The following is a 25101-nucleotide window of genomic DNA, read 5'->3' as shown; positions in this document are numbered from 1 at the left end:
CTGTCCCCGGCTGGATTGAGAAAACCCGCGCGGGGGCTTGGCCTCGCGCGGGTCGGTCATGCCGTCCGATCAGGTGCCGGACTTGATCTTGGTCCACAGACGCGTCACCGTCCGCTGCACCTTCGCCGGGTAGGGCGTCGTGGTAAAGAGGTTGTCGAGCGCCTCCTGCGACGGATAGATCGCCGGATCGCCGATCACATCCTCGATCAGATATTCCTGCGACGCCTTGTTGCCGTTTGCGTAATAGACATAGTTCGACGCGGCAGCCATGTTCTCGGCATCCATGATGAAATTCAGGAACGTATGCGCGCCTTCAGGGTTGGGCGCATCGACCGGAATCGCCATCTGGTCAAACCACATCTGCGCGCCTTCCTTGGGCGCATTATAGACGATCTCGACCCCGTTATCGGCCTCTGCCGCGCGGTCGCGGGCTTGCAGGATATCACCCGACCAGCCGACAGCGACGCAGATGTCGCCATTCGCCAGCGCGTTGATATATTCCGAGCTGTGGAATTTTTGGATATGCGGGCGCACCGCCATCAGGACCGGCTCGACCTTTGCGATCACCTCGGGGTCATGGCTATCGGGATCTTCACCGATATACTTGAGCGCCATCGGAATCATCTCGGCGGGGGCATCAAGGAAATGCACGCCGCATTCGGCCAGCTTTTCCATGTTCTCGGGGTTCAGCACCAGTTCGAGACTGTCGAGCGGCGCATCCTCGCCCAGCAATTCCTGCACTTTGCCGACATTGGCACCGATGCCCGTGGTGCCCCACATGTAATTTATCGAATACTCGTTGCCGGGGTCGTATTTCGCCGTGCGCTTTTCAACCACGTCCCACATGTTGTCGAGGTTGGGCAGCTTGGATGTGTCCAGCTTCTGGAACGCGCCTGCACTGATCTGCCGCTGCAGGAATGTGCCCGTGGGCACCACCACATCATAGCCCGAGCCACCGGCGAGCATCTTGGTTTCCAGCACTTCATTGCTGTCGAACACGTCATAGATCAGGTCGAGCCCGGTTTCCTCTTCGAACTGCGTCAGCAGGTCCTCGTCGATATAGTCGGACCAGTTATAGACCCGGACCTCCTGCGCCGAGGCGGCAGACGCCGCAAGCGCAAGCGTCGCAGTGGTGGTCAGCATAAGATTTCGCATTATTGTCTCCCGTTGGTTTCGGCATGTTCTCTGCCTTGGCGCGGATTTGATCAAAAAATACCACGCCTGGCAATATGGTAATGTTTTCACGCAGCCGCTAAACTCGCAAGGTCAGAGATTGAAAGCCATGCCCGGGATGCCCCCTTCATGCCCAAAGCCGCACAGAATTTAAGCGTCCAAGACCCCGCGACAGCCCGCCTTCCGGCGCATGAGTTGATATACCGTCAACTGCGCGCACTCGTGCTCTTCGGTGATCTGGCACCCGGTCAGGCGGTGACCATTCAGGGCCTCAGCGAACGGCTCGGTGCAGGCATGACCCCGGTGCGCGAGGCGATCCGCCGTCTGATCGCCGAAGGGGCGCTGGAATTCCAGGGCAACAGGCGGGTCAGCGTGCCGTTGCTATCGGCCGATAACATCAGCGAATTAATATATGCACGCCAATGGCTTGATCCCTATCTGACCACACGCGCGACGGAACGGGCCACCGGCGATGACCTCGCCCAACTGACCGCCCTCGATACCGAACTGGATCGGGCGATCTCGCATGGCGATCTGCGCGGCTACCTCGAATTGAACTACCGCTTTCACAAGCGGCTTTACGAACTCGCCGAGGCCCCGATCCTCGCCGATGTGGCGGATGGGCTATGGCTGCGTTTCGGCCCGTCCCTTCGGGTGGTCTGCGGGCGCATGGGAACGCAGAACCTGCCGGACAAACACAAGGACATGCTCGCCGCGATGCGCGCAGGCAATGCCGAGGCCGCCGCCCGCGCAATCCGCGAGGATGTCGTGCAGGGAATGGAGCAGGTGCGCCAATCCATCGCCCCAAAGGCGCGTGCGCACTGATTCGATTGACAGCGGATAATTTGATCATATTCTGGTAAAAACGCCCGCGCACCCGCGCCGGGCCACTCATTCGCGAGAGGTATTGCCATGAGCACGATCACCAACCACATGCCCACAGCCGAGCTTCAGGCGCTGGATGCCGCACATCACATGCACCCGTTCACCCATGGTGACGGCCTCAACGCCAAGGGTGCGCGGATCATCACCCGCGCGCGCGGCGTCACCCTGACCGACAGCGAAGGCAACGAAATCCTCGACGCCATGGGCGGGCTCTGGTGCGTCAATATCGGCTACGGGCGCGAGGAACTGGCCGATGTCGCCGCCCGCCAGATGCGCGAACTGCCCTTTTACAATACCTTCTTCCAGACCAGCCACGTGCCCGCAATCGCCCTTTCGGCCAAGCTGGCGGAACTGGCGCCGGGTGATCTCAACCATATCTTCTATGCCGGCTCCGGCTCCGAGGCCAACGACACCAATATCCGCATGGTCCGCACCTACTGGGCGCAGTTGGGAGAGCCCGAGCGCAACGTGATCATCAGCCGCAAGAACGCCTATCACGGCTCCTCTGTCGGCAGCGGAAGCCTTGGTGGCATGTCGGGCATGCACGCGCAGGGCGGCATGCCGATCCCCGACATTCATCATATCGACCAGCCCAACTGGTATGCCGAAGGCGGCGACACCGACCCCGAGGAGTTCGGGCTCGAACGCGCCCGCCAGCTTGAGGCCAAAATCGAGGACCTGGGCGCGCACCGCGTCGCCGCCTTCATCGCCGAGCCGGTGCAGGGCGCGGGCGGCGTCATCGTGCCGCCCGACAGCTACTGGCCCGAGATTCAGCGGATTTGCGACAAATACGGCATCCTGCTCATCGCCGACGAGGTGATCTGCGGATTCGGCCGCACCGGCAACTGGTTCGGCAGCCAGACCTATGACATCCGCCCCGATATCATGACCATCGCCAAGGGGCTCAGCTCCGGCTATGCGCCGATCGGCGGCTCGATCGTCTCGGACAAGGTGGCGCAGGTGATGAACGCCTGCGAGTTCAACCATGGCTACACCTATTCCGGCCACCCCGTCTCCTGCGCCGTGGCCCTCGAAAACCTGCGCATCCTCGAAGAGGAAAAGATCGTCGAGCGGGTGGCGAATGACACCGGTCCCTACTTGCAGGAAAAATGGCACAGCCTTGCCGAACACCCGATGGTGGGCGAAGCAAAGATCGTCGGCATGATGGGCTCCATCGCGCTGACACCCGACAAGGCAAGCCGCGCCAAGTTCGCCTCCGACCCGGGCACCGCCGGGTACATCTGCCGCGAGCGGTGCTTTGCCAACAAACTGGTGATGCGCCATGTCGGCGACCGGATGATCATCTCGCCGCCGCTGGTGATTTCCAAATCCGAAATCGACACCCTGATCGAGCGGGCATGGATGTCGCTCGATCAGGCCGAACAGGCGATCCGTGCGGACGGTCTGATGCAGTCGGCGGCGTGACTGCACGCCACCGACGCGATACCGACGTAATACCGACGCGATACTGACGTAACGTAATGCGGATTTTCAGCGCAGAGGTAAGGTTTTCCATACGGGACAAACGATCCGTTTTTCCCCATGACTACACCGTCCGTAAGGATAGTGTGTTACGCGTAAACGAGTTCCTGAGTGTGCAGTTTTCCGTACAGTAAGTTAACGAGGTGCGCCATCACTCACGGCTGTGCGTGCCAGTAGGCCCCGGTGGAAACACCGGGGCTTTTGGTTGCCGGACGATCGGGAAAACCCCGTTCGGGGACGCTCAGACCGGCAAGGCCGTGGTCGAAAAAACCGTGCGTAATGCGAAGCTTGACTGCATTTTGGCAACCCCGGGCAACCGTGTCAGGTATTGCCGGTGGATGCGGGCAAAGTCCTCGGTATCCTCGGCCACGATCTTGAGAATGTAATCCGCCGCCCCCGCGGTCAGGTGACATTCCAGCACATCCGGCACCCGCGCCACGGCCTTCTCGAACGCATCCAGAACCTCATCCGCCTGCGTGCTCAGCGTGATCTCAACAAAGATGGTCGCAGGCACCCCCATCTTGCGCACATCCAGCAGCGCGACATATCCCTTGATATACCCATCCGCCTCCAACCGCTGCACCCGCCGATGACACGCCGAGGCCGAAAGATTGACCTCCTCAGCCAGGTCCGCGTTGGAGATCCGGCCGCGCCGCTGAAGCACCTGCAGCAAGCGCCGATCTGTCTGATCCAGGGACATACGCACAAGACCTTTCGAAGCAAATGCATTTCCAGTGAACATTATTCACAAAAATGCCTTTTGGACGAGGGAAATTTCAATCGCCTTGCGCGCCATTTGCGGCACTCTTCAGCCAAGTCAATCGGAGGAGAATCCAGACATGAAAATCGGCTGCCCCACGGAAATCAAACCCCAGGAATTTCGCGTCGGGATGACACCCAATGCCGCGCAAGAAGCCGTGAGTCATGGTCACGAGGTGATCATTCAGGCCGGCGCGGGCATCGGCGCGGGCTTTGATGATGCCGCCTATGAGGCAACGGGCGCCACCATCATCGACACCGCCGCCGAGGTCTTCGCGACCGCCGACATGATCGTCAAGGTCAAGGAACCGCAAGCCGCCGAGCGCAAGATGCTGCGCGAAGGGCAGTTGCTCTTTACCTATCTGCATCTGGCACCCGATGAGGCACAGACGCGCGACCTGCTGGCGTCAGGCTGCACCGCCATCGCCTATGAGACGGTGACGGACCGGTCGGGCGGCCTGCCCCTGTTGGCCCCGATGTCCGAGGTCGCCGGGCGTCTCGCCCCGCAGGTGGGCGCCTGGACCCTGCAAAAGGCCAATGGCGGGCGCGGTGTGCTGATGGGCGGCGTACCCGGGGTGGGCCCGGCCCGCGTCATCGTGATCGGCGGCGGCGTTGTCGGCACCCACGCGGCCAGGATCGCAGCGGGCATGGGCGCGGATGTGACCGTTCTCGACCGGTCGCTGCCGCGTCTGCGCTATCTCGACGACGTGTTCGGCGGCACATTCAAGACCGGTTATTCCTCGGCCGGTCTGCTGGAAGAATTGCTACCACTCGCCGATATGGTGATCGGCGCTGTGCTCATCCCCGGGGCCGCCGCGCCCAAGCTGGTGCGCCGTGATCAGTTCGGAATGATGAAGCCAGGTGCTGTGCTCGTGGACGTGGCGATCGATCAGGGCGGCTGCTTTGAGACCTCGAAGGCGACCACCCATCAGGATCCGATCTACGAGGTGGACGGGATCATGCATTACTGCGTCGCCAACATGCCCGGTGCCGTGGCGCGCACCTCGACGCTCGCGCTTGGCAACGCGACGATGCCCTTCATGCTGGCGCTCGCCGACAAGGGTTGGAAACAGGCCTGCGCCGAGGACCGGCACCTCCTAAACGGCCTGAACGTGCATGCCGGACAACTCACCTACGCCGCCGTGGGCGAGGCGCTCGGGATCGAAAGCGTGCATCCCGAATCGCTGCTCTGATCGTCATCCGCGTCACCGGCCCATCCGGGCCGGTGACGCAAATAGACTATCGATGTCGCAAATGATGCTGGACCGGCCGCGCCCTGTAGACTAGCGTTTCTGGAAAAACGCCAACAGGGGGCGCTAAATGTCCATGTTCATCCTGCGCAGGCTCGGGGTTATGATCCTGACTGCGTTATGCCTGACGTTTGTCGTCTTTTTCCTGACGAATCTCTATCCCAATCTCGAAAAGCTGGCCAAGACGCAGGGCAATTTCCGCATGACGGATGAAGAGGTTGCCAGCTATCTCGGGCGCAACGGATATCTGGAACCTCTGCCGGTCAAATACGGCCAATGGATGGGCGCGCTGCCCGGCTGGACCACCCAAGCCGAGGACGGCACCCTGCGCGGACGCTGCATTGAGCCCGGCACACCCCCCAAAGACACCCCGCGTTTCTGCGGCATCCTGCAAGGCGACTGGGGCTATTCCACCGTGTTCAAAAAGGATGTGGGTGAGATCATCGGTGAAAAGCTGGCTCTGACCGGGCGGCTGATGTTCTGGGTGATGCTGTTGATGGTGCCCTCGGCGCTGATCCTCGGCGTCATGGCGGGGATGCGCGAGGGCTCGCGCACCGACCGGACGCTGTCGACCTTGGCGATCACCACCACGGCGACACCTGAATATGTCTCGGGGGTGCTGTTCATCGCGGTCTTCGCCAGCACCGCCGTGGGCCTGAAATGGTTCAAGGGCACGGCAACGAGCGCGATGGAAAACCCGACCTTCGAGAATTTCTTTCTGCCGGTGCTGACCATCGCGCTCTACGGGATGGGATACATCGCACGAATGACCCGCGCCTCGATGGCCGAGGTGATGACCGCGCAATATATCCGCACCGCGCGGCTCAAAGGGGTGAGCTTCCCCAATATCGTCATGAAACACGCACTGCGCAACGCGCTGATCGCGCCCTTCACCGTCATCATGCTGCAATTCCCGTGGCTGCTGAATGGCGTGGTGATCGTCGAGACGCTGTTCAACTACAAGGGCTTCGGCTGGACACTCGTTCAGGCGGCAAGCAACAACGACATCGAACTGCTGCTCGCGGTGTCGGTGGTGTCGGTCGTCGTCGTCCTGGTGACGCAGCTCATCTCGGATATCGGTTATGTCTATCTCAATCCACGCATCAGCGTCACCTAACGGAAGGGCCGAACCATGGACGCACTAAGCTGGGGCGAGATCATCCTGCGGACACTGGGACAGTTCACTCCCGTCTGGATTGCCATCATCGCCACCTTCGCCCTGTCGATCACCTTCAAGCGGCGGCTCGGGCTCTATGGCAAGCTTTTTGACAGTCCCATCGGCATGGTCGGTTTCGCGCTGGTGATGTTCTGGGTGTTCACCGGAGTTTTCGGTGGCGCTTTTGATCTCATCACCACGCATGACGTGCTCGACCAATCAGCCTCAATGAAGAACAAGGGGCCCGGGACACCCTATACCAAGCTGATGGGCGAGGTGGCCGAGGGTGCCTACCCCTATTACCTGCTGGGTGGCGACAATCTCGGGCGCGACGTGTTCAGCCGCATGGTTGTTGGCGCGTGGGAGGTGATCAAGATCGCCCCCTTCGCCAGCCTCTTTGCCTTCATGGTGGGCATCACGCTTGGCCTGCCAGCAGGCTATTACGGCGGGCGGCTCGATACATTCCTGTCCTTCCTCGCCAATCTTATCCTCGCCTTCCCGGTGATCCTGCTCTTCTACCTGCTGGTCACGCCCGAGATCGTGCTGACCGGCATTCCGGTCTACATGGCCGCCGTGCTCTTCATCTTTCCCATCATCTTCCTCGTGTTGTTGTGGAACTCGCGCTTTCACACGCAGCCCGCGACGCGCAACCTCTATGTCGGGGTGACACTGGTGGTGGGGCTGTGGCTCTATGCGGGGATCGCGTGGAATGCCGACCCGCTGGGCCTGGTGAGCTTTCCGCCCAACCTTCTGGTGGTCTTCGTGGCGGTGGTCTTTGTCAACTCGCCCACCGTGTTCCGCATCGTGCGCGGCCTCACCATGGACATCAAGACCCGCGACTATGTCGCCGCCGCGCAAACCCGTGGCGAGGGGCCGTGGTATATCATGCTGTGGGAAATCCTGCCCAACGTTCGCGGGCCGCTCTTGGTCGATTTCTGCCTGCGCATCGGATACACGACGATCCTGCTCGGCACGCTCGGATTCTTTGGCCTCGGCCTCAGCCCCGAGAGCCCGGACTGGGGCAGCACGATCAACGAGGGGCGCAAGCTCTTGTCGCTCTACCTCCACCCGGCCCTGCCGCCTGCCTTCGCGCTCTTGAGCCTCGTTCTGGGGCTCAACCTGCTGGCCGACGGCCTGCGCGAAGAAAGCCTGCGGGATTGAGTATTTATGGAAAGATGAAGGAGATGGACATGGCCAAGCCAGACTATGACGGACCGATCCTAGAGATCGAGAACCTGTCGATTTCCTTCTTCACCCGGTTGCGAGAAATCCCGGCGGTGATGGATTTTTCCGTCGCCGTGCAGCCGGGCGAGGCCGTGGGGCTCGTTGGCGAATCCGGCTGCGGCAAATCCACCGTGGCCTTGGGCGTGATGCAGGATCTGGGGGTGAATGGCCGGATCGTTGGCGGCTCGGTCCGCTTCAAGGATCAGGACCTGAGCAAGATGAGCGCGGCGGAGCTGCGCCACATTCGCGGCAACGAGATCGCGATGATTTATCAGGAGCCGATGGCGTCGCTGAACCCCGCCATGAAGGTGGGCCGTCAGTTGATCGAAGTGCCGATGATCCACGAAGGCATCTCCGAGAAAGACGCCTGGGCGCGTGCGCTGGAAGTGGTGAACGACGTCAAGCTGCCCGATCCCGACCGCATCATGAAAAGCTATCCGCATCAGCTCTCGGGGGGCCAACAGCAGCGCATCGTCATCGCCATGGCGCTGATGTCGAAACCGTCGCTGCTCATTCTCGACGAGCCCACCACCGCGCTCGACGTGACGGTCGAGGCAGCTGTGGTGGAGCTGGTCAAGGATCTGGGGCGCAAATACGGCACCTCGATGCTGTTCATCAGCCACAATCTCGGCCTCGTGCTGGAAACCTGCGACCGGATCTGCGTGATGTATTCCGGCGAGGCGGTCGAGACCGGCAGCATCAAGGACGTATTCGACAAGATGCAGCACCCCTACACGCAGGCGCTCTTTCGCTCGATCCCGCTGCCCGGCGCGAACAAGAACAGCCGTCCGCTCAAGGCCATTCCCGGCAACTTCCCCCTGCCGCATGAACGCCCCAACGGTTGCAATTTCGGGCCGCGCTGCGACTATTTCCAGAGTGGCCAATGCGATGCCGGTGAGATTCCCATGGCAGTGATCGAGGGAGACGACCGCCATTTGACCCGCTGCCTGCGCTACCGCGACATCGATTGGAACGCCCCCGTCGAGGCGATGGCGCAGCACGAGGCGGGCAAGCCGGGCCAGGTCGTGCTCAAGATGGACAAGCTCAAGAAATATTACGAGGTCGCGGCCAACGCGCTCTTCGGCGGTGGTGGCGCGAAGAAGGTGGTGAAGGCAAACGAGACGCTGAGTTTCGAGGCGCGCGAGAGCGAGACGCTGGCCATTGTCGGCGAGTCGGGCTGCGGCAAATCCACCTTCGCCAAGGTACTGATGGGGCTGGAAACGGCGACCGAGGGGCAGATCCTGCTCGACAACCGCAATATCGAAGACATCCCCATCGAAAAGCGCGACACGCAGACCGTGGCCGATGTGCAGATGGTGTTCCAGAATCCGTTTGACACGCTCAACCCGTCGATGACCGTGGGCCGCCAAATCATCCGCGCGCTCGAGGTGTTCGGCATCGGTGCCACGGATCAGGAACGCCGAGACGAGATGCTGCGCCTGCTCGATCTGGTGAAATTGCCACGCGAGTTCGCCGACCGCATGCCCCGGCAGCTCTCTGGTGGTCAGAAACAGCGCGTCGGCATCGCCCGTGCCTTCGCCGGCGGCGCCCGGATCGTGGTGGCGGATGAGCCCGTCTCGGCGCTCGATGTGAGTGTGCAGGCGGCGGTGACAGATCTCCTGATGGAGATCCAGCGCAAGCAGAAGACGACGCTTCTCTTCATCTCACACGATCTTTCCATCGTGCGCTATCTCAGCGACCGTGTGATGGTGATGTATCTCGGCCATGTGGTTGAACTCGGCACCACCGATCAGGTCTTCTCGCCGCCCTATCACCCCTATACCGAGGCGCTGCTGTCGGCGGTGCCAATCGCCGATACCAGTGTCAAAAAACGCCATATCGTGCTTGAGGGGGATGTGCCTTCGGCGATGAACCCGCCGCCCGGTTGCCCGTTCCAGACGCGCTGCCGCTGGAAATCCGAGGTGCCGAACGGGCTCTGCGAAAAAGAGGTGCCCCCGGTGCGCGACCTCGCCCCCGGCCATCAGGTCAAATGCCACCTGTCCCAAGAGATGCTCGACCGTATGGAACCGGTGATCAAGATCGCGGCGGAGTGAATGGGGCGGCGTTGACCGCCCCGTTCCAGGTTACTGTGCCGCGATCATTTCGGCCTGTTTGACGATCACCTCGGCCTGCTTGATCGAGGCGATATCGACGAGACGGCCCTTGTAGGTCGTGGCCCCCTCGCCGCGTGCGGTGGCCTCTTCCATCGCCTGAAGAATCTCCCGCGCTTCCGCGACCGCCGCGTCGGACGGGGTGAAGATCTCGTTGGCGAGCGCGATCTGCTTGGGATGGATCGCCCATTTGCCGACCATGCCAAGCGTGGCCGACCGGCGCGACTGCGCACGAAAGCCCTCGTCATCCGAGAAATCCCCGAACGGGCCGTCGACCGGCAAGAGGCCATGCGTGCGGCAGGCGGCGACAATTGCGGTCTGTGCCCAATGCCAAGGATCAGACCAGTATTTCGCGCCCTCATGCAGCATGTAGTAGTTTTCTTGCGTACCGCCGATACCAGTGGTGGACATGCCCATAGAGGCCGCGAAATCGGCGGCACCAAGGCTCATCGCCTGCATGCGGGGACTGGCGGCGGCGATCGCCTCGACATGGGCGATGCCCGCAGCGGATTCGATGATCACCTCGAAACCGATGCGCTTTTTGCGCCCCTTGGCGGCCTCGATCGCGGTAACAAGCGCATCGACGGCATAGATATCCTCGCCGCAACCCACCTTGGGGATCATGATCTGATCGAGTCGGTCACTGGCCTGCTCCAATAGATCAACCACATCGCGATACCAGAACGGCGAGTCGAGACTATTGATGCGCACCGAGAGGGTTTTCTTGCCCCAGTCTACGCTGTTGATCGCCTCGATCGTGTTCTTGCGCGCCACGTCCTTGTCGGTGGGCGCCGCCGAATCCTCTAGGTCGATATTGATCACATCCGCAGCACTCGCTGCCATTTTCTCGAACAGCTTGGTGTTGGAGCCGGGGCCGAACAGCTGACAGCGGTTGGGGCGAGCGGGGGGCGGCGGTTGCAGGCGAAAGCTCATCTTTGGGTCGCTCCGTTGGTTAAGGAAATTGCGTGAACATCGCGGCTTTGGGTATGAAATTGCGCACCACTCTGCAAGCGGCTTTTCCGTCGCGGGTTACACCGGCAATGTATGAGCATGAATTGCAGAAAATTCGAGCCGTTCGCCTATTCGCGACAGGATCATGCGATATTTTTGCCTTTCACATTGAAATACGTATGAAATCGCGTTTGAATCGTACGAAATTCCCCTGAATTCCGAACGCTTGGAGCATCTGCAATGATCGAGACCCCCTATCTGTTGTTCCTGGGCGATGCGCCCGACATGCTGGCCGCCAAGGTGGCCATCGGTATCCGCGACTGGCGCCCCGAGAATGCACTGGGCCAGTTTCGCCTGCCTGGCTGCGGGGCCGATCTGGGTCTGCCCGACATGACGCTGGAGGAGGCGAAAGCCGCGGGCGTCAAGACCGTCGTCATCGGCGTGGCCAATCGCGGCGGCATCATCAGCCAGGAATGGAAGAAGGTGCTGGTGGCAGCATTGGAGGAGGGGTTCGATCTCGCCTCCGGGCTGCACAATCTGCTGCGCGACGAACCCGATCTCAAGGCCGTGGCCGAGGCGACCGGACGCACGCTGCACGATGTGCGGGTGCCTTCGGTGAAATATCCGATAGCCGACGGGGTGAAGCGGCGCGGCAAGCGCTGTCTGGCCGTGGGCACCGATTGCTCGGTCGGCAAGATGTATACCGCAATGGCGATTGAACGCGAGATGCAGGCACGCGGCATGAAGGCGACGTTCCGCGCCACCGGGCAGACTGGCATCCTGATCACCGGCGACGGCGTGCCGCTCGACGCCGTGGTCGCCGATTTCATGGCCGGGTCGGTGGAATGGCTTACGCCCGACAATGACCCCGATCACTGGGACCTGATCGAGGGGCAGGGCAGCCTCTTTCACGTGTCCTTCTCCGGGGTGACCATGGCGCTGATCCATGGCGGACAGCCCGACGCGCTGATCCTCAGCCATGAGCCGACACGGGCTCATATGCGTGGCTTGCCTGGATACAAGTTGCCCTCGCTGGAGCAGTTGCGCGACACCGTGCTGCCGCTGGCGCAGGTCGCCAATCCGGCCTGTCAGGTGGTCGGCGTGTCGGTCAACACGCAGCACATGAAAGAGGCCGAGGCGCGTGCCTGTCTGGACAAGGTCGAGAGTGAGATGGGCCTGCCTGCGACCGACCCGTATCGGTTCGGGTCGGGCAAGCTGGTCGAGGCGCTCGCGGCGCTTTGATCCGACGGAGCCGTGCGAGGCATGTGGCGGATGCCTCCGGCGGGAGTATTTCTGGAAAGATGAAAGGGGGACGCTTGGAGATTTCAGTGACGCGCGACGTGTTCCGGTTGGCGCAGGTGTTTACCATCAGCCGGGGCTCGCGCACCGAGGCACAGGTGCTGACCGTGCGGATCAGCGCGGGCGGCGTGACCGGTTGGGGCGAATGCGTGCCCTATGCCCGCTATGACGAGACGCGGGAGAGTGTCACGGCGCAGATCGAGGGGCTGCCGAGCGATCTGACGCGCGACGGTCTCTATGACTTGCTGCCCGCCGGGGCAGCGCGCAATGCGGTGGATTGCGCGCTGTGGGATTTGGACGCAAAAGCGAAAGGCTGCCGGGTCTGGGACCTGGCCGGGTTACGCAAGCCGGGGCCGGAGATTACCGCCTACACCCTGTCACTCGACACGCCCGAGGCGATGCAGGCGCAGGCGGCACAACACGCGCATCGGCCGCTTCTGAAGATAAAACTGGGCACGCCCGATGACATGCCCCGGCTTGAGGCGGTGCGGCGGGGGGCGCCGCAGGCGAAGATCATCATCGACGCCAATGAAGGCTGGAGCGCCGACGTTTATGCCGATCTCGCGCCGCATCTGCTGCGGCTTGGCGTGGCGCTGGTCGAGCAACCACTGCCTGCGGGTGAGGATGAGTCGCTGATCGGAATGGACCGCCCGGTGCCTGTCTGTGCCGACGAGTCGTGCCATGACCGGGAAAGCCTGCCGGGTCTCAAGGGCAAATATGACGTGGTCAACATCAAGCTGGACAAGACCGGTGGGCTGACCGAGGCGCTGCGCCTGCGCGAGACAGCAAGGGCAGAAGGTTATGGAATTATGGTAGGTTGCATGGTCGGAAGCTCGCTGGCCATGGCCCCGGCAGTACTGGTTGCACAGGGCGCGATGGTGACGGACCTTGACGGCCCGCTTCTCTTGGCCGAAGACCGGAGGAACGCTTTGAAATTCGATGACGCCGGGGTGCATCCGCCCGAGGCGGCTTTGTGGGGGTAGGACCATGCGCACTGTCTATGTGAACGGCGAATATTTGCCGGAAACCGAGGCCACCGTGTCAATTTTCGACCGCGGGTTCCTCATGGCCGATGGCGTCTACGAGGTGACGAGCGTTCTGGGCGGCAAGCTGATCGATTTCGCGGGCCATCTGGCGCGGCTGGAGCGGTCGCTCTCGGAGCTCGAAATGAAGAAGCCCGCTGCGTACGATGACCTGCTGGAGATCCACCGCGAGTTGGTGCGCGCGAACGATATCGAGGACGGGCTGGTCTATCTGCAAGTCACCCGCGGCAGCGATGGTGACCGCGATTTCGTCTTTCCAGACGCCGAAACGACAGAGCCGACGCTCGTGCTGTTCACCCAATCCAAGCCCGGGCTGGCGGACAATCCGGCGGCGAAAAAAGGCATTAAGGTCATCAGCGTAGAAGATATCCGCTGGGGCCGACGCGATATCAAGACGGTGCAGCTGCTCTATCCGTCTATGGGCAAGATGATGGCCAAGAAAGCCGGCTGTGACGATGCCTGGATGATCGAGGATGGGCATGTGACGGAAGGCACGTCGAACAATGCCTATATCGTCAAGGGCAACAAGATCGTCACCCGGCATCTGAGCAATGACATCCTGCACGGGATCACCCGCGCCGCCGTGCTGCGCTTTGCCCGAGAGGCGCAGATGGAGGTGGAAGAGCGCAGTTTCACCATCGAAGAGGCGCGCGAGGCGGACGAGGCATTCGTCACCTCGGCAAGCGCCTTTGTGATGCCCGTGGTGGAGATCGACGGGGTCACCCTGGGCGATGGCACACCTGGGCGCGTGGCCACACGGCTGCGGGAGATTTACCTCGATGAGAGTCGCAAAACAGCTGTGTAAGTGCGTCGGTTATCGAGTTGAGCACGTGAACGGGGTGGATCAATTAATCTGCATTCACGCACATAAGCTGGGCAGATTCGGGGAATTGAGCGTTCAGCGCGCAGGGGTCAACTTGGTGTCGACCAAGCAAAGGACGACACCCATGACCCCTATTCATCCCGCAACCCGTATCGGCCATGTGCATCTCAAGGTCTCGGATCTGGAGCGCGCCATCGGCTTCTATTCCGGCGTGCTCGGCTTCGAGCTCACGCAATATTATTCCGGCGGGCAGGCGGCGTTCCTGTCGGCAGGGGGCTATCATCACCATATCGGGCTCAACACATGGGAGAACCTCGGGGCCACACCACCGCCGAAAGGGCATACCGGCCTGTTTCATACCGCGTTCCTCTACCCCGACCGTGCCGCGCTCGCCGATGCGCTGCGGCGCGTGGTCGAGGCGGGCATTCCTGTCGAAGGCGCAGCCGATCACGGCGTGAGCGAGGCGATTTACCTGTCGGACCCGGACCTTAACGGCGTGGAGCTTTACGTCGACAAACCCGAACAGGAGTGGCCGCGCGATGCGAGTGGCAACTTGGCCATGGTGAACAGGCCACTCAATCTGGAAACCCTGCTGGCCGCGGCCCCGGCGCGGGGCTGATCGCTCTGGACCCTCTGGCAAGTCCGGCCTAGGGTCTGACCCGGACGAGGCAGGGAGGAACGACATGCCAACCGGGACAAACATCCGCACCTATTTCGACGGCCAGTGGCATGATGGCGATATCGCCGTGATGAAGGCCGCCGATCACGGCATGTGGCTGGGCAGCAACGTGTTCGACGGCGCGCGCTATGCCCACGGCCTGACCCCCGATCTCGACAAGCATTGCGCGCGGGTCAATGCCTCGGCGGCGGCGCTGATGGTGACACCGACGGTGAGCCCCGAGGAGATGGTCGCGATCGTACATGATGGCCTGCGCGCCTATCCCGAAGACGCCGCCGTCTATATCCGTCCGATGTATTGGGGGATCGACGGCGGCATGGCCGCGATCGTGCCCAAAGAGGGCGGCGATACCGGCTTTGCCATCAGTCTCGAGGAAATTCCGATGGCGCCCACGGGCTTTACCACGACGCTGAGCCGCACCCGGTTTCGCCGCCCCGTGATGGAGGATGCCGTGGTCAATGCCAAGGCGGCCTGTCTTTACCCGAACAACGCCCGCATGCTGGCCGAGGCGCGGGCGCGCGGGTTTGGCAATGCGCTGGTGGCCGATGCCCTGGGCAATGTGGCCGAGGCGGCGACGGCGAATGTGTTTGCCGTGCGCGATGGCGAGGTGTTCACGCCGGTGCCGAACGGCACGTTTCTGGCCGGGATCACCCGGGCGCGGCATATCGCAAACATGCGCGCCGAGGGCATAGCGGTGCATGAATGCGTGATGAGCTTTGCCGACTTCGAGGCGGCGGACGAGGTGTTCTTGTCGGGCAACATGATGAAGGTCACACCGGTCTCGGCCTTTGAGGAGCGGCAGTATCAGCCCGGCCCGCTGACCGAACGCGTGCGCGAGATGTATTGGGACTGGGCGCAGTCGGACGGCACGCGGCCATGAGCCTGCCTTAATGTGCCTTGGCCCAGTTGGCCCCCTGCCCGGCATCCACCAACAGCGGCACGTCGAGATGCACCGCCGGGTCGGCAGCACCCTGCATGACGTCGCGGGCCACTTCGATCAGGCGGTCGATGCTGTCCTCGGCGACCTCGAAGATCAGTTCGTCATGCACCTGTAGCAACATCTTGCAGGGCAGGCCCTCAATCGCGGCGGGCATGCGGATCATGGCGCGGCGGATGATGTCGGCGGCGGTGCCCTGAATGGGCGCGTTGATCGCCGCGCGGCGGGCAAAGCCGGCGCGCGGGCCCTTGGCAGAAATCTCGGGTGTGTGGATCTTGCGGCCAAACAGGGTCTGAACGTGGCCGTGTTCCTTGGCGAATGAAACGGTCGCGTCCATGTAATCCTTGATGCCTGGAAAGCGTTCGAAATACCGATCAATGAAGCCCTGCGCCTCGGACCTCGGGATGCGCAGGTTGCGGGCGAGGCCAAAGCCGGAAATGCCGTAGATCACCCCGAAATTGATCGCCTTGGCCTGCCGCCGCACCTCGGGTGTCATCTCTTCCGTCGGCACATTGAACATCTCGCTTGCAGTCATGGCGTGGATGTCTTGGCCGTCACGGAACGCCTGTTTGAGCGAGTCGATTTGCGCCACATGGGCGAGGATGCGCAGCTCGATCTGGCTGTAATCGAGACTGACAAGGCGATTACCCGGCTCTGCGACAAAGGCCTCGCGAATACGGCGGCCCTCCTCGGAGCGCACCGGGATATTCTGCAGATTCGGGTCGGTCGAGGCGAGACGCCCGGTATTGGCCCCGGTCTGCACGTAAGATGTATGCACCCGGCCAGTGTCAGGGTCGATGTGATCCTGCAACGCGTCCGTGTAGGTCGATTTTAGTTTCGACAATTGCCGCCAGTCGAGAACGCGGGCGGGCAATTCGTGTTCGGTCGCCAGATCCTCAAGCACATCGGCACCGGTGGCATATGCTCCGGTCTTGCCCTTCTTGCCGCCGTCGAGGCCCATCTCATCAAAGAGGATCTCGCCCAGTTGCTTGGGCGAGCCGACATTAAAGCTGCGCCCGGCCAGTTCGTGGATTTCAGACTCCAATCCAGCCATTTTCTGCGCAAACTTGCCCGACATGGCGCGCAACGTCTCGCGGTCGACCTTGACTCCGTGGCGCTCCATTCGGGCTAGGACCGGAACAAGCGGACGTTCGAGCGTTTCATAGACCGTGGTGACGCGGGCGCGGTGCAGCTGCGGCTTGAAGATGTGCCAAAGGCGCAGCGTGATGTCGGCATCCTCGGCGGCATACTTCACCGCCTCGTCAAGCGGCACGCGGTCGAACGTGATGGCGGACTTACCCGAGCCCAGAAGCGATTTTATCGGGATCGGATCATGGCTGAGATACCGTTCCGACAGGGTGTCCATGCCATGCCCATGTTCGCCCGCATGCAGCGCGTAGGACATCAGCATGGTGTCGTCGATGGGCGCAATTTTGAGGCCGTGGCCCGCGAAGATCTTGGCATCGTATTTCATGTTCTGCCCGATCTTGAGGATCGCATCATCCTCCAGCACCGGCTTGAGCGCATCTAGCACGTCCTGCATCGGCAACTGCCCCTCGGCCAGCGTATCGGAGCCGAAAAGATCATCCGACGCCCCGTCCTTGTGTCCAAGCGGGATGTAGCAGGCGGTGCCAGGTGCCGTGGCGAGCGAGATACCCACCAGATCGGCCTGCATTTCATTGAGCGAGGTGGTCTCGGTGTCGATGGCGACAAAACCCTGCGCGCGGATGTTGGCGATCCAACCATCGAGCGTCGCCATGTCGCTGACGCGCGTGTAGGCTTCAGGCTCTATTCCAGGCCAATCGGGGGCTTTTGGCGCGTCCTCTGCTGCCTGTGCAGTGGATTCGGGGATCACCGGCGCATCCTTGCCAAGTGCGTCGGCGATCCGCTTGGAAAGCGTACGGAACTCCATCTCGGCAAGAAACCCGAGCAGCGTATCGGGATCGGGGTCGCGCACTTCCAGATCATCCAGCTTGAAATCGAGCGGCGTGTTGCAGTCAAGCTGCACCAGACGTTTCGACATTTCGATCTGTTCGCGCTTCTCGATCAGGGTCTCGCGACGCTTCGGCTGCGTGATCTCTTCGGCGCGGTCGAGGAGCTCTTCGAGAGAGCCGAATTCGTTGATCAGAAGGGCAGCCGTCTTTATCCCGATGCCGGGCGCTCCGGGGATGTTGTCGACACTGTCACCGGCCAGAGCCTGCACATCGACCACGCGGCCCGGATCCACCCCGAATTTCTCGCGCACGCCGTCAACATCGATGCGGCGGTTCTTCATCGCGTCGAGCATCTCGACGCCGTCGCCCACAAGCTGCATGAGGTCCTTGTCGGAACTGATGATTGTCACCCTTCCACCCAGATCCCGCGCCTGACAGGCAAGCGTGGCAATGATGTCATCAGCCTCATAGCCCTCGATTTCCTCACAGGCGATGTTAAAGGCGCGGGTGGCGTCGCGAGTCAGCGGGATTTGCGGGCGCAGATCCTCGGGCATCGCGTCACGATTGGCCTTGTAGGCGTCATAGAGGTCGTTGCGAAATGTGTGACTGCCCTTGTCGAAGATCACCGCCACATGGGTCGGGGCGTCGTGACCATTGTTGCCCTCGACATAGCGTTGCAGCATGTTGCAAAACCCCGAGACCGCCCCGATCGGCAACCCGTCGGATTTCCGCGTCAGCGGCGGCAGGGCGTGATAAGCGCGGAAGATGAAGGCCGAGCCGTCGATCAGATGAAGATGACAGCCTTTTCCGAATCCGGTGCTCATGTCTTACCCCCGCTTTTGGCCCTGCCGGGTCTGTTTGCCACGAAGCCGCCCAAGGTGCCAGCGGCTTCATGGCAGAGGAGGCTTCGCCATTATTTGGCCGCATTTTGTCCAAATTCGAGACACAGTTTTTCCAACTGACCCGTAGATCAAAGCTAAACCTTTTGGCACGTTGGTACTGCAGAGTGGTCAGCTTATTTTTTATGACCGTCCAATCCTAGTTCGAATTCAGGCTGGCCGCTCTGTACGAAACCAACCCGCAGCGCCGGTCGGCGCGTTTCGGCCGGTCTGCTTCAAAACGGAGAAGACAGATGGCGCGTAAAAGCGAAGACCCTCCCAAGACAGAACACACAGAAGACGAACAACCACGCACACCGCGCAAGGACAGGCCAATTATCGTGTCACGGCAACAATTCAACGATTTTGCAATGATCTGACTTTAGCAGCGGGATCTGGACTCTGAATTGTCTCGATTGATTCAGCTTTTGTATCTGGCGCATGTCGTAAAGCTCAGGAGCAGGGACCGGGATCGGTCATGTTCGCCTCAATTTCGATCAATCGGCGCAGTTTGCGCTCGTCAATATTGCCAAGCACCGCCGTTCTGCCCACGACAAGCGCCGGGGTGCCATAAAAGCCAAATCTACGGGCAAGGCCGGCGGTTCTCGCGATGGTATCAGCGAGTTCGGCACCCTGCATGTCCCTTAGCAGCTGCGCGGCATCAATACCCGCGTCCAAGGCAATTTGCCTGATATAGGCCGTGTTCGGCATAAATGGCGTGCCCATCAAGCGGTCATGAAAAATCGCATACGCCCCCTGACGCCTGGCAGCCAAGGCGGCCTTGGCGGCGCGCCGAGACGCAGGACCAAGCAAAGGCAACTCGTGCCACGTGATGGTGATCGGCTCGCGGCGTTCCAAATCATGGAGGAGCGGCGAAATTACCCGGCAGTAGACACAACGCGCATCCGAGAAATAGGCGACGGGCACGTGACCGGGCTGCCTCGGACCTGTGAAGAGATGCGCACAAACGGAGGTCTCAGCGGGCCGCAAATCAGGTTGATCAACCCCTACGAGAGCGGGATTCCCTCCGGAAACCGGCCCACCGGATAACTGGCGAAACCCATCATTTCCGGGAAGGGGCTTGAAGGTCAGCTCTGGTTCGAAATAGGCGGCCAGGCGCGGAAGACCGAAAGCGGTTGCCGCCACGCCAGAACCGGCCATCAACAGGGCCGCACGCCGGGTCGGCATATGAGGCCCTCAGACTTTGCCTTCGAAATCGCGGTGAATGTGCTTGGCATCGCAGTAAGGACATTCGACATAGCCCGTTTCCCGAGGGATTTGCAGCCAGACACGGGGATGGCCCAATGCGCCCTCGCCCCCGTCGCAGGCGACACGGTAGTTGTCCACGATACGGGTTTCCGGGGCTTCGGTTACCATGAGGGCGTTTCCTTTTGCCGTGCTTTCCACTAGGTGCGAATATGAGTGAAGCCAAGCCGAGGGGCAAGAGCAGCATGGCGGCAAATGCCATTGAAATCCGGGGATTGACAAAAACCTACGGCAGTCAGGGTAAAAGCCCTGCAAAACAGGCGCTCGCGGGCGTTGATCTGGATATTCCACAGGGATCGGTCTTTGGCCTTCTGGGGCCGAACGGGGCGGGGAAATCGACGCTGATCAACATCCTGGCCGGGCTTGTGGTAAAGACCGCCGGGCAGGTGACAATCTGGGGCTTTGATCAGGATCGAAACCCGCGTCAGAGCCGCGCCTCAATCGGGGTGATGCCACAGGAGTTGAACCTTGATCCATTCTTCACCCCGCGCGGCGCGCTGGAGGTGCAGGCCGGGCTCTATGGTGTGCCGCGCGCGCAGCGACGCAGCGATGAAATCCTGCGGCTGATCGGTCTGGAGGACAAGGCCGAGGCCTATGCGCGCACCCTTTCGGGCGGAATGCGGCGGCGGCTATTGCTGGGCAAAGCACTGGTGCATCACCCGCATATCCTGGTGCTCGACGAGCCGACGGCGGGCGTCGATATCGAGTTGCGTCAGATGCTGTGGGAGAATGTGCGAAAGCTCAATCGCGAGGGGATGACGATCATCCTGACCACGCATTACCTCGAAGAGGCCGAAGAGATGTGCGACGAGATCGCGATCATCAATCTGGGCGAAGTGGTCGCGCGGGACTCGACCGCGAACCTGTTGGGGCGGCTTGATGCCAAGACGATGATCATTCAACCTGACGGGCCGGTGCAGATCTTGCCGGAGGCACCGGGCTTGACCGTGTCGCGACGCGACGGCGGGGCGTTGGAAATCACCTATCATTCGGCCGAGACCCCTGCAGAGGCGGTGCTGGCCGCCGTGCACAAAGCAGGGATCTCCATCCGGGACGTCAAGACAGAGCAGGCGGATTTGCAGGATGTGTTCCTGGATCTGACACGCAGCCGCTAGGCATCTTCACCCCAGCCATCGGATTGCATTTCGCGTAGCCGGCTGGCGGTGCGTTCGAATTCGAATGAGCCTTCACCCTCGAGATAGAGGTATTCCGGCTCTGCCGCTGCCGAGCAGATGAGGCGTACGCGCGCCTCGTATAGCGCGTCGATCAGGGTGACGAAGCGCTTGGCCTCGTTGAAATTGCTTCGCCCCAGTTGCGGGATGTTTTCCAGGATCAGGACGCGCGCTGCCTCTGCCAGAGCGAGATAGTCGGCAGGGCCGAGTGGGCGCCCGCAGAGATCGTAGAACGTGGCGCGTGCGGCCCCGTTGTGAAACGCTGGAATTTCAACAGCACGCTTGTTGACGATGATGTCGTGCGGGCCGCCCTGACCACCGGTCAGATCCTGCCATATCGTCTCTATCTCGGCGCGGTTCTCGGAATTGAGAGGCGAGAAATAGGTTTGGCTACCGGCGAGGCGATCCTGCCTGTAATCCGTTGGACCGACCATTTCGTGCACGACCATGCGCTCCTTGACCAGCGCGATGAATGGCACGAATAACTGCCGATTGAGCCCGTTCTTGTAGAGGTCATCCGGCACCCGGTTGGACGTGGTGACCACCACCACCCCGGCCGCGAAAAGCGCCTCGAACAACCGACCCACGATCATCGCATCGGTGATATCGGTAATCTGCATTTCGTCAAAGGCGAGCAGCCGCACGGATTTGGCCACCTCGGCAGCCACCGGGGCAAGCGCGTCAGTCTCGTTGCGAGCGCGGGCGGCGTGCAGACCAGCGTGGATTTCCTGCATGAACGCGTGGAAATGCACCCGCCGGTTGGGCACGTCGAGGGTTTGCACGAACATGTCCATCAACATGGACTTGCCACGCCCGACCCCTCCCCAGAGATAGAGCCCCTTGGGCAGCTCAGGCGCGCGGCGAAACCAACCCTTGCGCGGGGTGTCAGCGAGCGCGGCGCGGATGCGCTCGAATTCGGGCAGAACCGCCTCTTGCGCGTCATCACGGGTCAGCTCGCCTTCGGCGACAAGGCGATCATAGAGGTAGGGCAGCGTTTCCATAGCGTTCCGAATACCGTGATGCGGGTCTCGGGAAAAGCGCGAATGCTCAGGCGCGGCGGGCTAGTTTCTGCATGACACCCACCAGATCGGCGCTGATCCCCGGCTCTGACAGGGCGTGACCGGCGACGGGGATCATCCGCAAATCGCATTTCGGCCAGAGGGCAGCAACCTTATGCGCAGTGATTGGCGGGCAGATCATGTCATAGCGGCCCTGTACGATGGTGCCGGGCACGTCGCGCAGGCGCTCCATGCGGGCAAGGATATGCCCGTCCTCCTCGAGAAAGCCGCGATGCGTGAAATAGTGGTTTTCCAGCCGCGCAAAGGCGCGGGCGTAGTCCGCCGGACTATCACCGCCGACGCCGGTGGACTGCACCGTGGCGAGCGCGTTTTCCCAAGCCGACCACGCCTTGGCGTGGGTGATTTCCTGCGCCAGATCGCCGGAAAAGAGCCGCTTGTGATAGGCAGTGATCAGGTCGTCGCGCTCCTCCTCGGGGATGAGTGCGACAAAGCGTGCCCATGTTTCCGGCCAAAACGCCCCGGCGCCACCGCCGTAGAACCAATCGAGTTCGCCTTCCGTCATGGTAAATACACCGCGCAGCACCAGATGCAGCGCGCGGTCGGGATGGGTCTGGCCATAGATCAGCGCCAGCGTCGCGCCCCAACTGCCGCCAAAGACGATCCAGCGGTCGATGCCGAGGGTGTCGCGAATTTGCTCGATATCGCGCACCAGATGCCAAGTGGTATTCGCCTCGACGCTGGCATGAGGGCGAGAGCGGCCACAGCCGCGTTGATCGAAGAGGATGATTCGGTAGATCTCGGGGTCAAAATAGCGGCGCATCGCGGGGCTGCAGCCGCCGCCGGGCCCGCCATGCAGAACAACCACCGGCAGGCCATCCGCCCGGCCCGATTGCTCGACATAGATCGTGTGACCATCGCCCACGTCGAGCATGCGCCGATCGAACGGCTCGACCGGAGGAAAGAGATATTGAACTGCGGTTTTATGGCCCGAGACTTTATCCATGAATGTCCTATATATCGCACGGGACTAATTGAGCCATAGGGAGACCCGAATGCAAGCCGCGCAGAGCACGATAGATGCCACCGAGGTCGCCAAATTCGAAGCGATGGCCGCCGAGTGGTGGGATCCGAACGGCAAATTCAAGCCACTTCACATGCTGAACCCCTGCAGGCTGGACTATATCACGTCGCAGATCGCAGCGGAATTCGAGCGTGATCAAGGGCTAAAAGCGCCATTCGAGGGTCTGCGCATACTCGATATCGGCTGTGGCGGTGGTCTGCTGAGCGAACCGATGGCGCGGCTTGGGGCGGATGTGGTGGGAGCGGATGCCGCCCCGCGCAATATCCCCGTGGCACAAGTGCATGCCGAGCAATCGGGTCTGAAGATCGACTATCGCCACACCACGGCCGAGGATATGGCCGCAGAGGGCGAGCAGTTTGACGTGGTGCTCAACATGGAGGTGGTCGAGCATGTGGCTGATCCGTTGGCCTATCTGACCGCCTGCCAGCAATTGCTCAAACCCGGCGGGTTGATGGTCTGCTCCACGATCAACCGCAATCCCAAAAGTTTCGCCATGGCTATCGTGGGGGCGGAATACGTGATGCGCTGGTTGCCCAAGGGCACGCATGAATGGTCTAAATTCATCACCCCGGATGAGCTATACGGCCTGATTGCTCAAGCCGGGCTGACACCGGTGGATCGCAAGGGATTTGTTTTCAACCCGGTCACATGGCAATGGCGCCTGTCGGATCGCGACCTGAGCGTGAATTACGTGACAACGAGCGTCAAATCTCCAGCCTGATGCGCAATTCGCGCAGCACCGGCAGGCTGGCGCGCACGCGGTCCTCGCCAAGATCACGGATCAGATCCGAGACCATCGGCGTGATCGCCGCCATCGCCGCATCGCGCGCCTGACGGCCCGAGGGGCTGATCGCCACCATCTTGCGGCGGGCATCGTCCCAATCGGGGCGGATATGCACGTAGCCCGCCCATTCAAGTTTCGAGAGCGTGTTGGTCATCGCCCCGCGAGTGACGTGAAAGCTTTTGGCCAGCTGCGCCGGGCTACGCTCATCTCCGATCCGGGCAAGATGGTTCAGGACCGAGAAGTGCGAGATTTCCATACCCTTCGGCAGCACGCGGCTCAGCCGGTTGCGGATCAGCTGCTCGTTGGTGAGGATCTCGCTAAAGAGCGCCACCGCAAGGGAATTACTGGTTGTCTCGTCCATTCAGGGGCCATCAAACACGCGGTCATGGCGCAGCGAAGGCACGCGCCTGCGTGCTTGTGCCACCTCAGAGGGGTCAAGATCAACCATCACGATCCCGTGATCGGTGCCGCCATCGGCCAGAACCTCGCCCCAGGGTGCGATTGCCATGCTGTGGCCATGCGTTGTGCGGGCCCGTCCCCTTGTGGCGGCATGGGTGCCGGTTTGTGCGGGGGCCAGCACGAAACAACCCGTCTCGATGGCCCGCGCGCGCAGCAGGGTTTCCCAATGCGCCGCCCCGGTCACGGGGGAAAAGGCGGCGGGCACGGTCAGGATATCGGCCCCGGCATGGGCGAGGCGGCGATGCAGGGCGGGAAAGCGGATGTCGTAACAAATCGTCAGGCCAAGCTTGCCCCAGGCCATCTGCGCCAGCACCGCGCGGGTGCCGGGCCGAAAACCATCGGATTCGCGATAGGTTTCCTCGGGCGTCACATCGACGTCGAACATGTGGATCTTGTCATAGCGCGCCTTCACCTCGCCCGGCGGGTCGATCAGGAAGGACCGGTTGGCAAAGCGCCCGTCGGGATCGTCGGTCTTGAGCGCGAGCGAGCCGATCAGAAGCCAGACGCCATGGCGGGCGGCCTCTTGGCGCAATCCGGCCAGAACAGGGTCTGTTTCCTCGGGGTGCAGCACCTCATTTTGATGGCTGCGGCTGGTCGAGACGCAATTCGTCACTTCCGGAGTGAGGATGAACTCCGCGCCCTGTGCGACCGCCCTCTCCATCATCGCGCGGACGGTGGCCAGATTATCCTCTGGCTGGTCGCTGCTGGTCAGTTGCAGGAGGGCCGCGCGCATCGA

Annotated in this window: 23 protein-coding genes; 13 read left to right on the top strand and 10 right to left on the bottom strand. The window is 61.7% G+C overall.

All coding sequences use genetic code 11. From position 1 onward, the window contains the following. Window positions 1–69: 69 nt before the first annotated feature. Window positions 70–1143, bottom strand: a complete 1074-nt coding sequence (locus BMX04_RS15785; RefSeq protein ID WP_420876411.1) for a polyamine ABC transporter substrate-binding protein — start codon at window positions 1141–1143, stop codon at window positions 70–72. Window positions 1144–1302: 159 nt separating this feature from the next. Between BMX04_RS15785 and BMX04_RS15780 the strand changes: the two genes are divergently transcribed. Together BMX04_RS15780 and BMX04_RS15775 are read left to right on the top strand one after the other, a co-directional pair. Further along, window positions 1303–1998: a GntR family transcriptional regulator gene (locus tag BMX04_RS15780; RefSeq protein ID WP_074787854.1), complete on the top strand. Its 696-nt coding sequence runs from the start codon at window positions 1303–1305 to the stop codon at window positions 1996–1998. Between the two features lie 87 nt (window positions 1999–2085). Beyond that, window positions 2086–3483: an aspartate aminotransferase family protein gene (locus BMX04_RS15775; RefSeq protein ID WP_074787853.1), complete on the top strand. Its 1398-nt coding sequence runs from the start codon at window positions 2086–2088 to the stop codon at window positions 3481–3483. A 298-nt stretch (window positions 3484–3781) separates the two neighbouring features. Here BMX04_RS15775 and BMX04_RS15770 read toward each other — a convergent pair whose 3' ends face one another. Next, complete coding sequence (locus tag BMX04_RS15770; RefSeq protein ID WP_050663137.1) at window positions 3782–4240, bottom strand: Lrp/AsnC family transcriptional regulator; 459 nt, start codon at window positions 4238–4240, stop codon at window positions 3782–3784. A 139-nt stretch (window positions 4241–4379) separates the two neighbouring features. On the opposite strand from BMX04_RS15770, the gene ald reads away from it, so the two are divergent. From ald to BMX04_RS15750, 4 genes are all read left to right on the top strand, one after another. Continuing rightward, window positions 4380–5492, top strand: a complete 1113-nt coding sequence (gene ald / locus BMX04_RS15765) for an alanine dehydrogenase (RefSeq protein WP_050663138.1) — start codon at window positions 4380–4382, stop codon at window positions 5490–5492. Window positions 5493–5619: 127 nt separating this feature from the next. Then, a complete protein-coding gene (locus BMX04_RS15760) occupies window positions 5620–6666 on the top strand; it encodes an ABC transporter permease (protein WP_074787852.1) in 1047 nt (348 codons plus the stop codon). A 15-nt stretch (window positions 6667–6681) separates the two neighbouring features. Further along, the gene (locus tag BMX04_RS15755) at window positions 6682–7866 is read left to right on the top strand and encodes an ABC transporter permease (protein WP_074787851.1); all 1185 of its coding nucleotides are present in this window, start codon (window positions 6682–6684) and stop codon (window positions 7864–7866) included. Window positions 7867–7889: 23 nt separating this feature from the next. Continuing rightward, entirely contained in the window at window positions 7890–9983 is a 2094-nt protein-coding gene (locus BMX04_RS15750; RefSeq protein WP_420876412.1) for a dipeptide ABC transporter ATP-binding protein, read from the top strand. Window positions 9984–10013: 30 nt separating this feature from the next. Here BMX04_RS15750 and BMX04_RS15745 read toward each other — a convergent pair whose 3' ends face one another. After that, window positions 10014–10973 (bottom strand): L-malyl-CoA/beta-methylmalyl-CoA lyase, encoded by a 960-nt coding sequence (locus BMX04_RS15745; protein WP_074787850.1) that lies wholly within the window; start codon window positions 10971–10973, stop codon window positions 10014–10016. Between the two features lie 258 nt (window positions 10974–11231). Here BMX04_RS15745 and dgcN point away from each other — a divergent pair, with 258 nt between their 5' ends. From dgcN to BMX04_RS15720, 5 genes are all read left to right on the top strand, one after another. After that, a complete protein-coding gene (gene dgcN, locus BMX04_RS15740) occupies window positions 11232–12233 on the top strand; it encodes an N-acetyltransferase DgcN (RefSeq protein ID WP_074787849.1) in 1002 nt (333 codons plus the stop codon). 74 nt (window positions 12234–12307) lie between these two features. Further along, complete coding sequence (gene dgcA, locus BMX04_RS15735) at window positions 12308–13273, top strand: N-acetyl-D-Glu racemase DgcA (protein ID WP_074787848.1); 966 nt, start codon at window positions 12308–12310, stop codon at window positions 13271–13273. Between the two features lie 4 nt (window positions 13274–13277). Further along, window positions 13278–14138, top strand: a complete 861-nt coding sequence (locus BMX04_RS15730; protein WP_074787847.1) for a D-amino-acid transaminase — start codon at window positions 13278–13280, stop codon at window positions 14136–14138. Between the two features lie 142 nt (window positions 14139–14280). Further along, window positions 14281–14775, top strand: coding sequence for a VOC family protein (locus BMX04_RS15725; protein ID WP_074787846.1), 495 nt, complete (start codon window positions 14281–14283; stop codon window positions 14773–14775). Between the two features lie 64 nt (window positions 14776–14839). Then, complete coding sequence (locus tag BMX04_RS15720) at window positions 14840–15715, top strand: branched-chain amino acid aminotransferase (protein WP_074787845.1); 876 nt, start codon at window positions 14840–14842, stop codon at window positions 15713–15715. 7 nt (window positions 15716–15722) lie between these two features. On the opposite strand, the gene polA is transcribed toward BMX04_RS15720, so the two are convergent. The 3 genes from polA to BMX04_RS15705 form a co-directional block, all read right to left on the bottom strand. After that, window positions 15723–18530: a DNA polymerase I gene (gene polA, locus BMX04_RS15715; RefSeq protein WP_074787844.1), complete on the bottom strand. Its 2808-nt coding sequence runs from the start codon at window positions 18528–18530 to the stop codon at window positions 15723–15725. Between the two features lie 507 nt (window positions 18531–19037). Next, the gene (locus BMX04_RS15710) at window positions 19038–19772 is read right to left on the bottom strand and encodes a DsbA family protein (protein WP_074787843.1); all 735 of its coding nucleotides are present in this window, start codon (window positions 19770–19772) and stop codon (window positions 19038–19040) included. Between the two features lie 9 nt (window positions 19773–19781). Beyond that, window positions 19782–19961 (bottom strand): zinc-finger domain-containing protein, encoded by a 180-nt coding sequence (locus tag BMX04_RS15705; RefSeq protein ID WP_074787842.1) that lies wholly within the window; start codon window positions 19959–19961, stop codon window positions 19782–19784. Between the two features lie 74 nt (window positions 19962–20035). Here BMX04_RS15705 and BMX04_RS15700 point away from each other — a divergent pair, with 74 nt between their 5' ends. Continuing rightward, complete coding sequence (locus BMX04_RS15700) at window positions 20036–20965, top strand: ABC transporter ATP-binding protein (RefSeq protein ID WP_074787841.1); 930 nt, start codon at window positions 20036–20038, stop codon at window positions 20963–20965. Here the strand turns inward: BMX04_RS15700 and zapE are convergent. Further along, window positions 20962–22023, bottom strand: coding sequence for a cell division protein ZapE (zapE, locus tag BMX04_RS15695; protein ID WP_074787840.1), 1062 nt, complete (start codon window positions 22021–22023; stop codon window positions 20962–20964). The two genes, BMX04_RS15700 and zapE, sit on opposite strands and share 4 nt — an antisense overlap. A 46-nt stretch (window positions 22024–22069) precedes the next feature. Then, the gene (pip, locus tag BMX04_RS15690; protein WP_074787839.1) at window positions 22070–23044 is read right to left on the bottom strand and encodes a prolyl aminopeptidase; all 975 of its coding nucleotides are present in this window, start codon (window positions 23042–23044) and stop codon (window positions 22070–22072) included. 49 nt (window positions 23045–23093) lie between these two features. Here pip and ubiG point away from each other — a divergent pair, with 49 nt between their 5' ends. Further along, the gene (ubiG, locus tag BMX04_RS15685; RefSeq protein WP_074787838.1) at window positions 23094–23843 is read left to right on the top strand and encodes a bifunctional 2-polyprenyl-6-hydroxyphenol methylase/3-demethylubiquinol 3-O-methyltransferase UbiG; all 750 of its coding nucleotides are present in this window, start codon (window positions 23094–23096) and stop codon (window positions 23841–23843) included. Here ubiG and BMX04_RS15680 read toward each other — a convergent pair. Together BMX04_RS15680 and BMX04_RS15675 are read right to left on the bottom strand one after the other, a co-directional pair. Beyond that, window positions 23827–24267 (bottom strand): MarR family winged helix-turn-helix transcriptional regulator, encoded by a 441-nt coding sequence (locus BMX04_RS15680; protein ID WP_050663809.1) that lies wholly within the window; start codon window positions 24265–24267, stop codon window positions 23827–23829. The two genes, ubiG and BMX04_RS15680, sit on opposite strands and share 17 nt — an antisense overlap. Further along, window positions 24268–25098 carry a carbon-nitrogen hydrolase family protein gene (locus tag BMX04_RS15675; RefSeq protein WP_074787837.1) on the bottom strand — a complete coding sequence of 277 codons (831 nt, stop codon included), beginning with the start codon at window positions 25096–25098 and terminating at the stop codon, window positions 24268–24270. Window positions 25099–25101: the final 3 nt, after the last annotated feature.

Source organism: Roseovarius tolerans (assembly GCF_900109855.1).
GTDB lineage: Bacteria > Pseudomonadota > Alphaproteobacteria > Rhodobacterales > Rhodobacteraceae > Roseovarius > Roseovarius tolerans.
The sequence above is the reverse complement of the archived record's forward strand: the minus strand, read 5'-3'. Positions and strand labels throughout refer to the sequence as shown.

Excerpts from the sequence above, each read along its gene's own strand:
- BMX04_RS15785 (WP_420876411.1), bottom strand. The coding sequence starts at position 1,143 with ATGCTGACCACCACTGCGACGCTTGCGCTTGCGGCGTCTGCCGCCTCG.
- BMX04_RS15780 (WP_074787854.1), top strand. The coding sequence starts at position 1,303 with ATGCCCAAAGCCGCACAGAATTTAAGCGTCCAAGACCCCGCGACAGCC.
- BMX04_RS15775 (WP_074787853.1), top strand. The coding sequence starts at position 2,086 with ATGAGCACGATCACCAACCACATGCCCACAGCCGAGCTTCAGGCGCTG.
- BMX04_RS15770 (WP_050663137.1), bottom strand. The coding sequence starts at position 4,240 with ATGTCCCTGGATCAGACAGATCGGCGCTTGCTGCAGGTGCTTCAGCGG.
- ald (WP_050663138.1), top strand. The coding sequence starts at position 4,380 with ATGAAAATCGGCTGCCCCACGGAAATCAAACCCCAGGAATTTCGCGTC.
- BMX04_RS15760 (WP_074787852.1), top strand. The coding sequence starts at position 5,620 with ATGTCCATGTTCATCCTGCGCAGGCTCGGGGTTATGATCCTGACTGCG.
- BMX04_RS15755 (WP_074787851.1), top strand. The coding sequence starts at position 6,682 with ATGGACGCACTAAGCTGGGGCGAGATCATCCTGCGGACACTGGGACAG.
- BMX04_RS15750 (WP_420876412.1), top strand. The coding sequence starts at position 7,890 with ATGGACATGGCCAAGCCAGACTATGACGGACCGATCCTAGAGATCGAG.
- BMX04_RS15745 (WP_074787850.1), bottom strand. The coding sequence starts at position 10,973 with ATGAGCTTTCGCCTGCAACCGCCGCCCCCCGCTCGCCCCAACCGCTGT.
- dgcN (WP_074787849.1), top strand. The coding sequence starts at position 11,232 with ATGATCGAGACCCCCTATCTGTTGTTCCTGGGCGATGCGCCCGACATG.
- BMX04_RS15730 (WP_074787847.1), top strand. The coding sequence starts at position 13,278 with ATGCGCACTGTCTATGTGAACGGCGAATATTTGCCGGAAACCGAGGCC.
- BMX04_RS15725 (WP_074787846.1), top strand. The coding sequence starts at position 14,281 with ATGACCCCTATTCATCCCGCAACCCGTATCGGCCATGTGCATCTCAAG.
- BMX04_RS15720 (WP_074787845.1), top strand. The coding sequence starts at position 14,840 with ATGCCAACCGGGACAAACATCCGCACCTATTTCGACGGCCAGTGGCAT.
- polA (WP_074787844.1), bottom strand. The coding sequence starts at position 18,530 with ATGAGCACCGGATTCGGAAAAGGCTGTCATCTTCATCTGATCGACGGC.
- BMX04_RS15710 (WP_074787843.1), bottom strand. The coding sequence starts at position 19,772 with ATGCCGACCCGGCGTGCGGCCCTGTTGATGGCCGGTTCTGGCGTGGCG.
- BMX04_RS15705 (WP_074787842.1), bottom strand. The coding sequence starts at position 19,961 with ATGGTAACCGAAGCCCCGGAAACCCGTATCGTGGACAACTACCGTGTC.
- BMX04_RS15700 (WP_074787841.1), top strand. The coding sequence starts at position 20,036 with ATGGCGGCAAATGCCATTGAAATCCGGGGATTGACAAAAACCTACGGC.
- zapE (WP_074787840.1), bottom strand. The coding sequence starts at position 22,023 with ATGGAAACGCTGCCCTACCTCTATGATCGCCTTGTCGCCGAAGGCGAG.
- pip (WP_074787839.1), bottom strand. The coding sequence starts at position 23,044 with ATGGATAAAGTCTCGGGCCATAAAACCGCAGTTCAATATCTCTTTCCT.
- ubiG (WP_074787838.1), top strand. The coding sequence starts at position 23,094 with ATGCAAGCCGCGCAGAGCACGATAGATGCCACCGAGGTCGCCAAATTC.
- BMX04_RS15680 (WP_050663809.1), bottom strand. The coding sequence starts at position 24,267 with ATGGACGAGACAACCAGTAATTCCCTTGCGGTGGCGCTCTTTAGCGAG.
- BMX04_RS15675 (WP_074787837.1), bottom strand. The coding sequence starts at position 25,098 with ATGCGCGCGGCCCTCCTGCAACTGACCAGCAGCGACCAGCCAGAGGAT.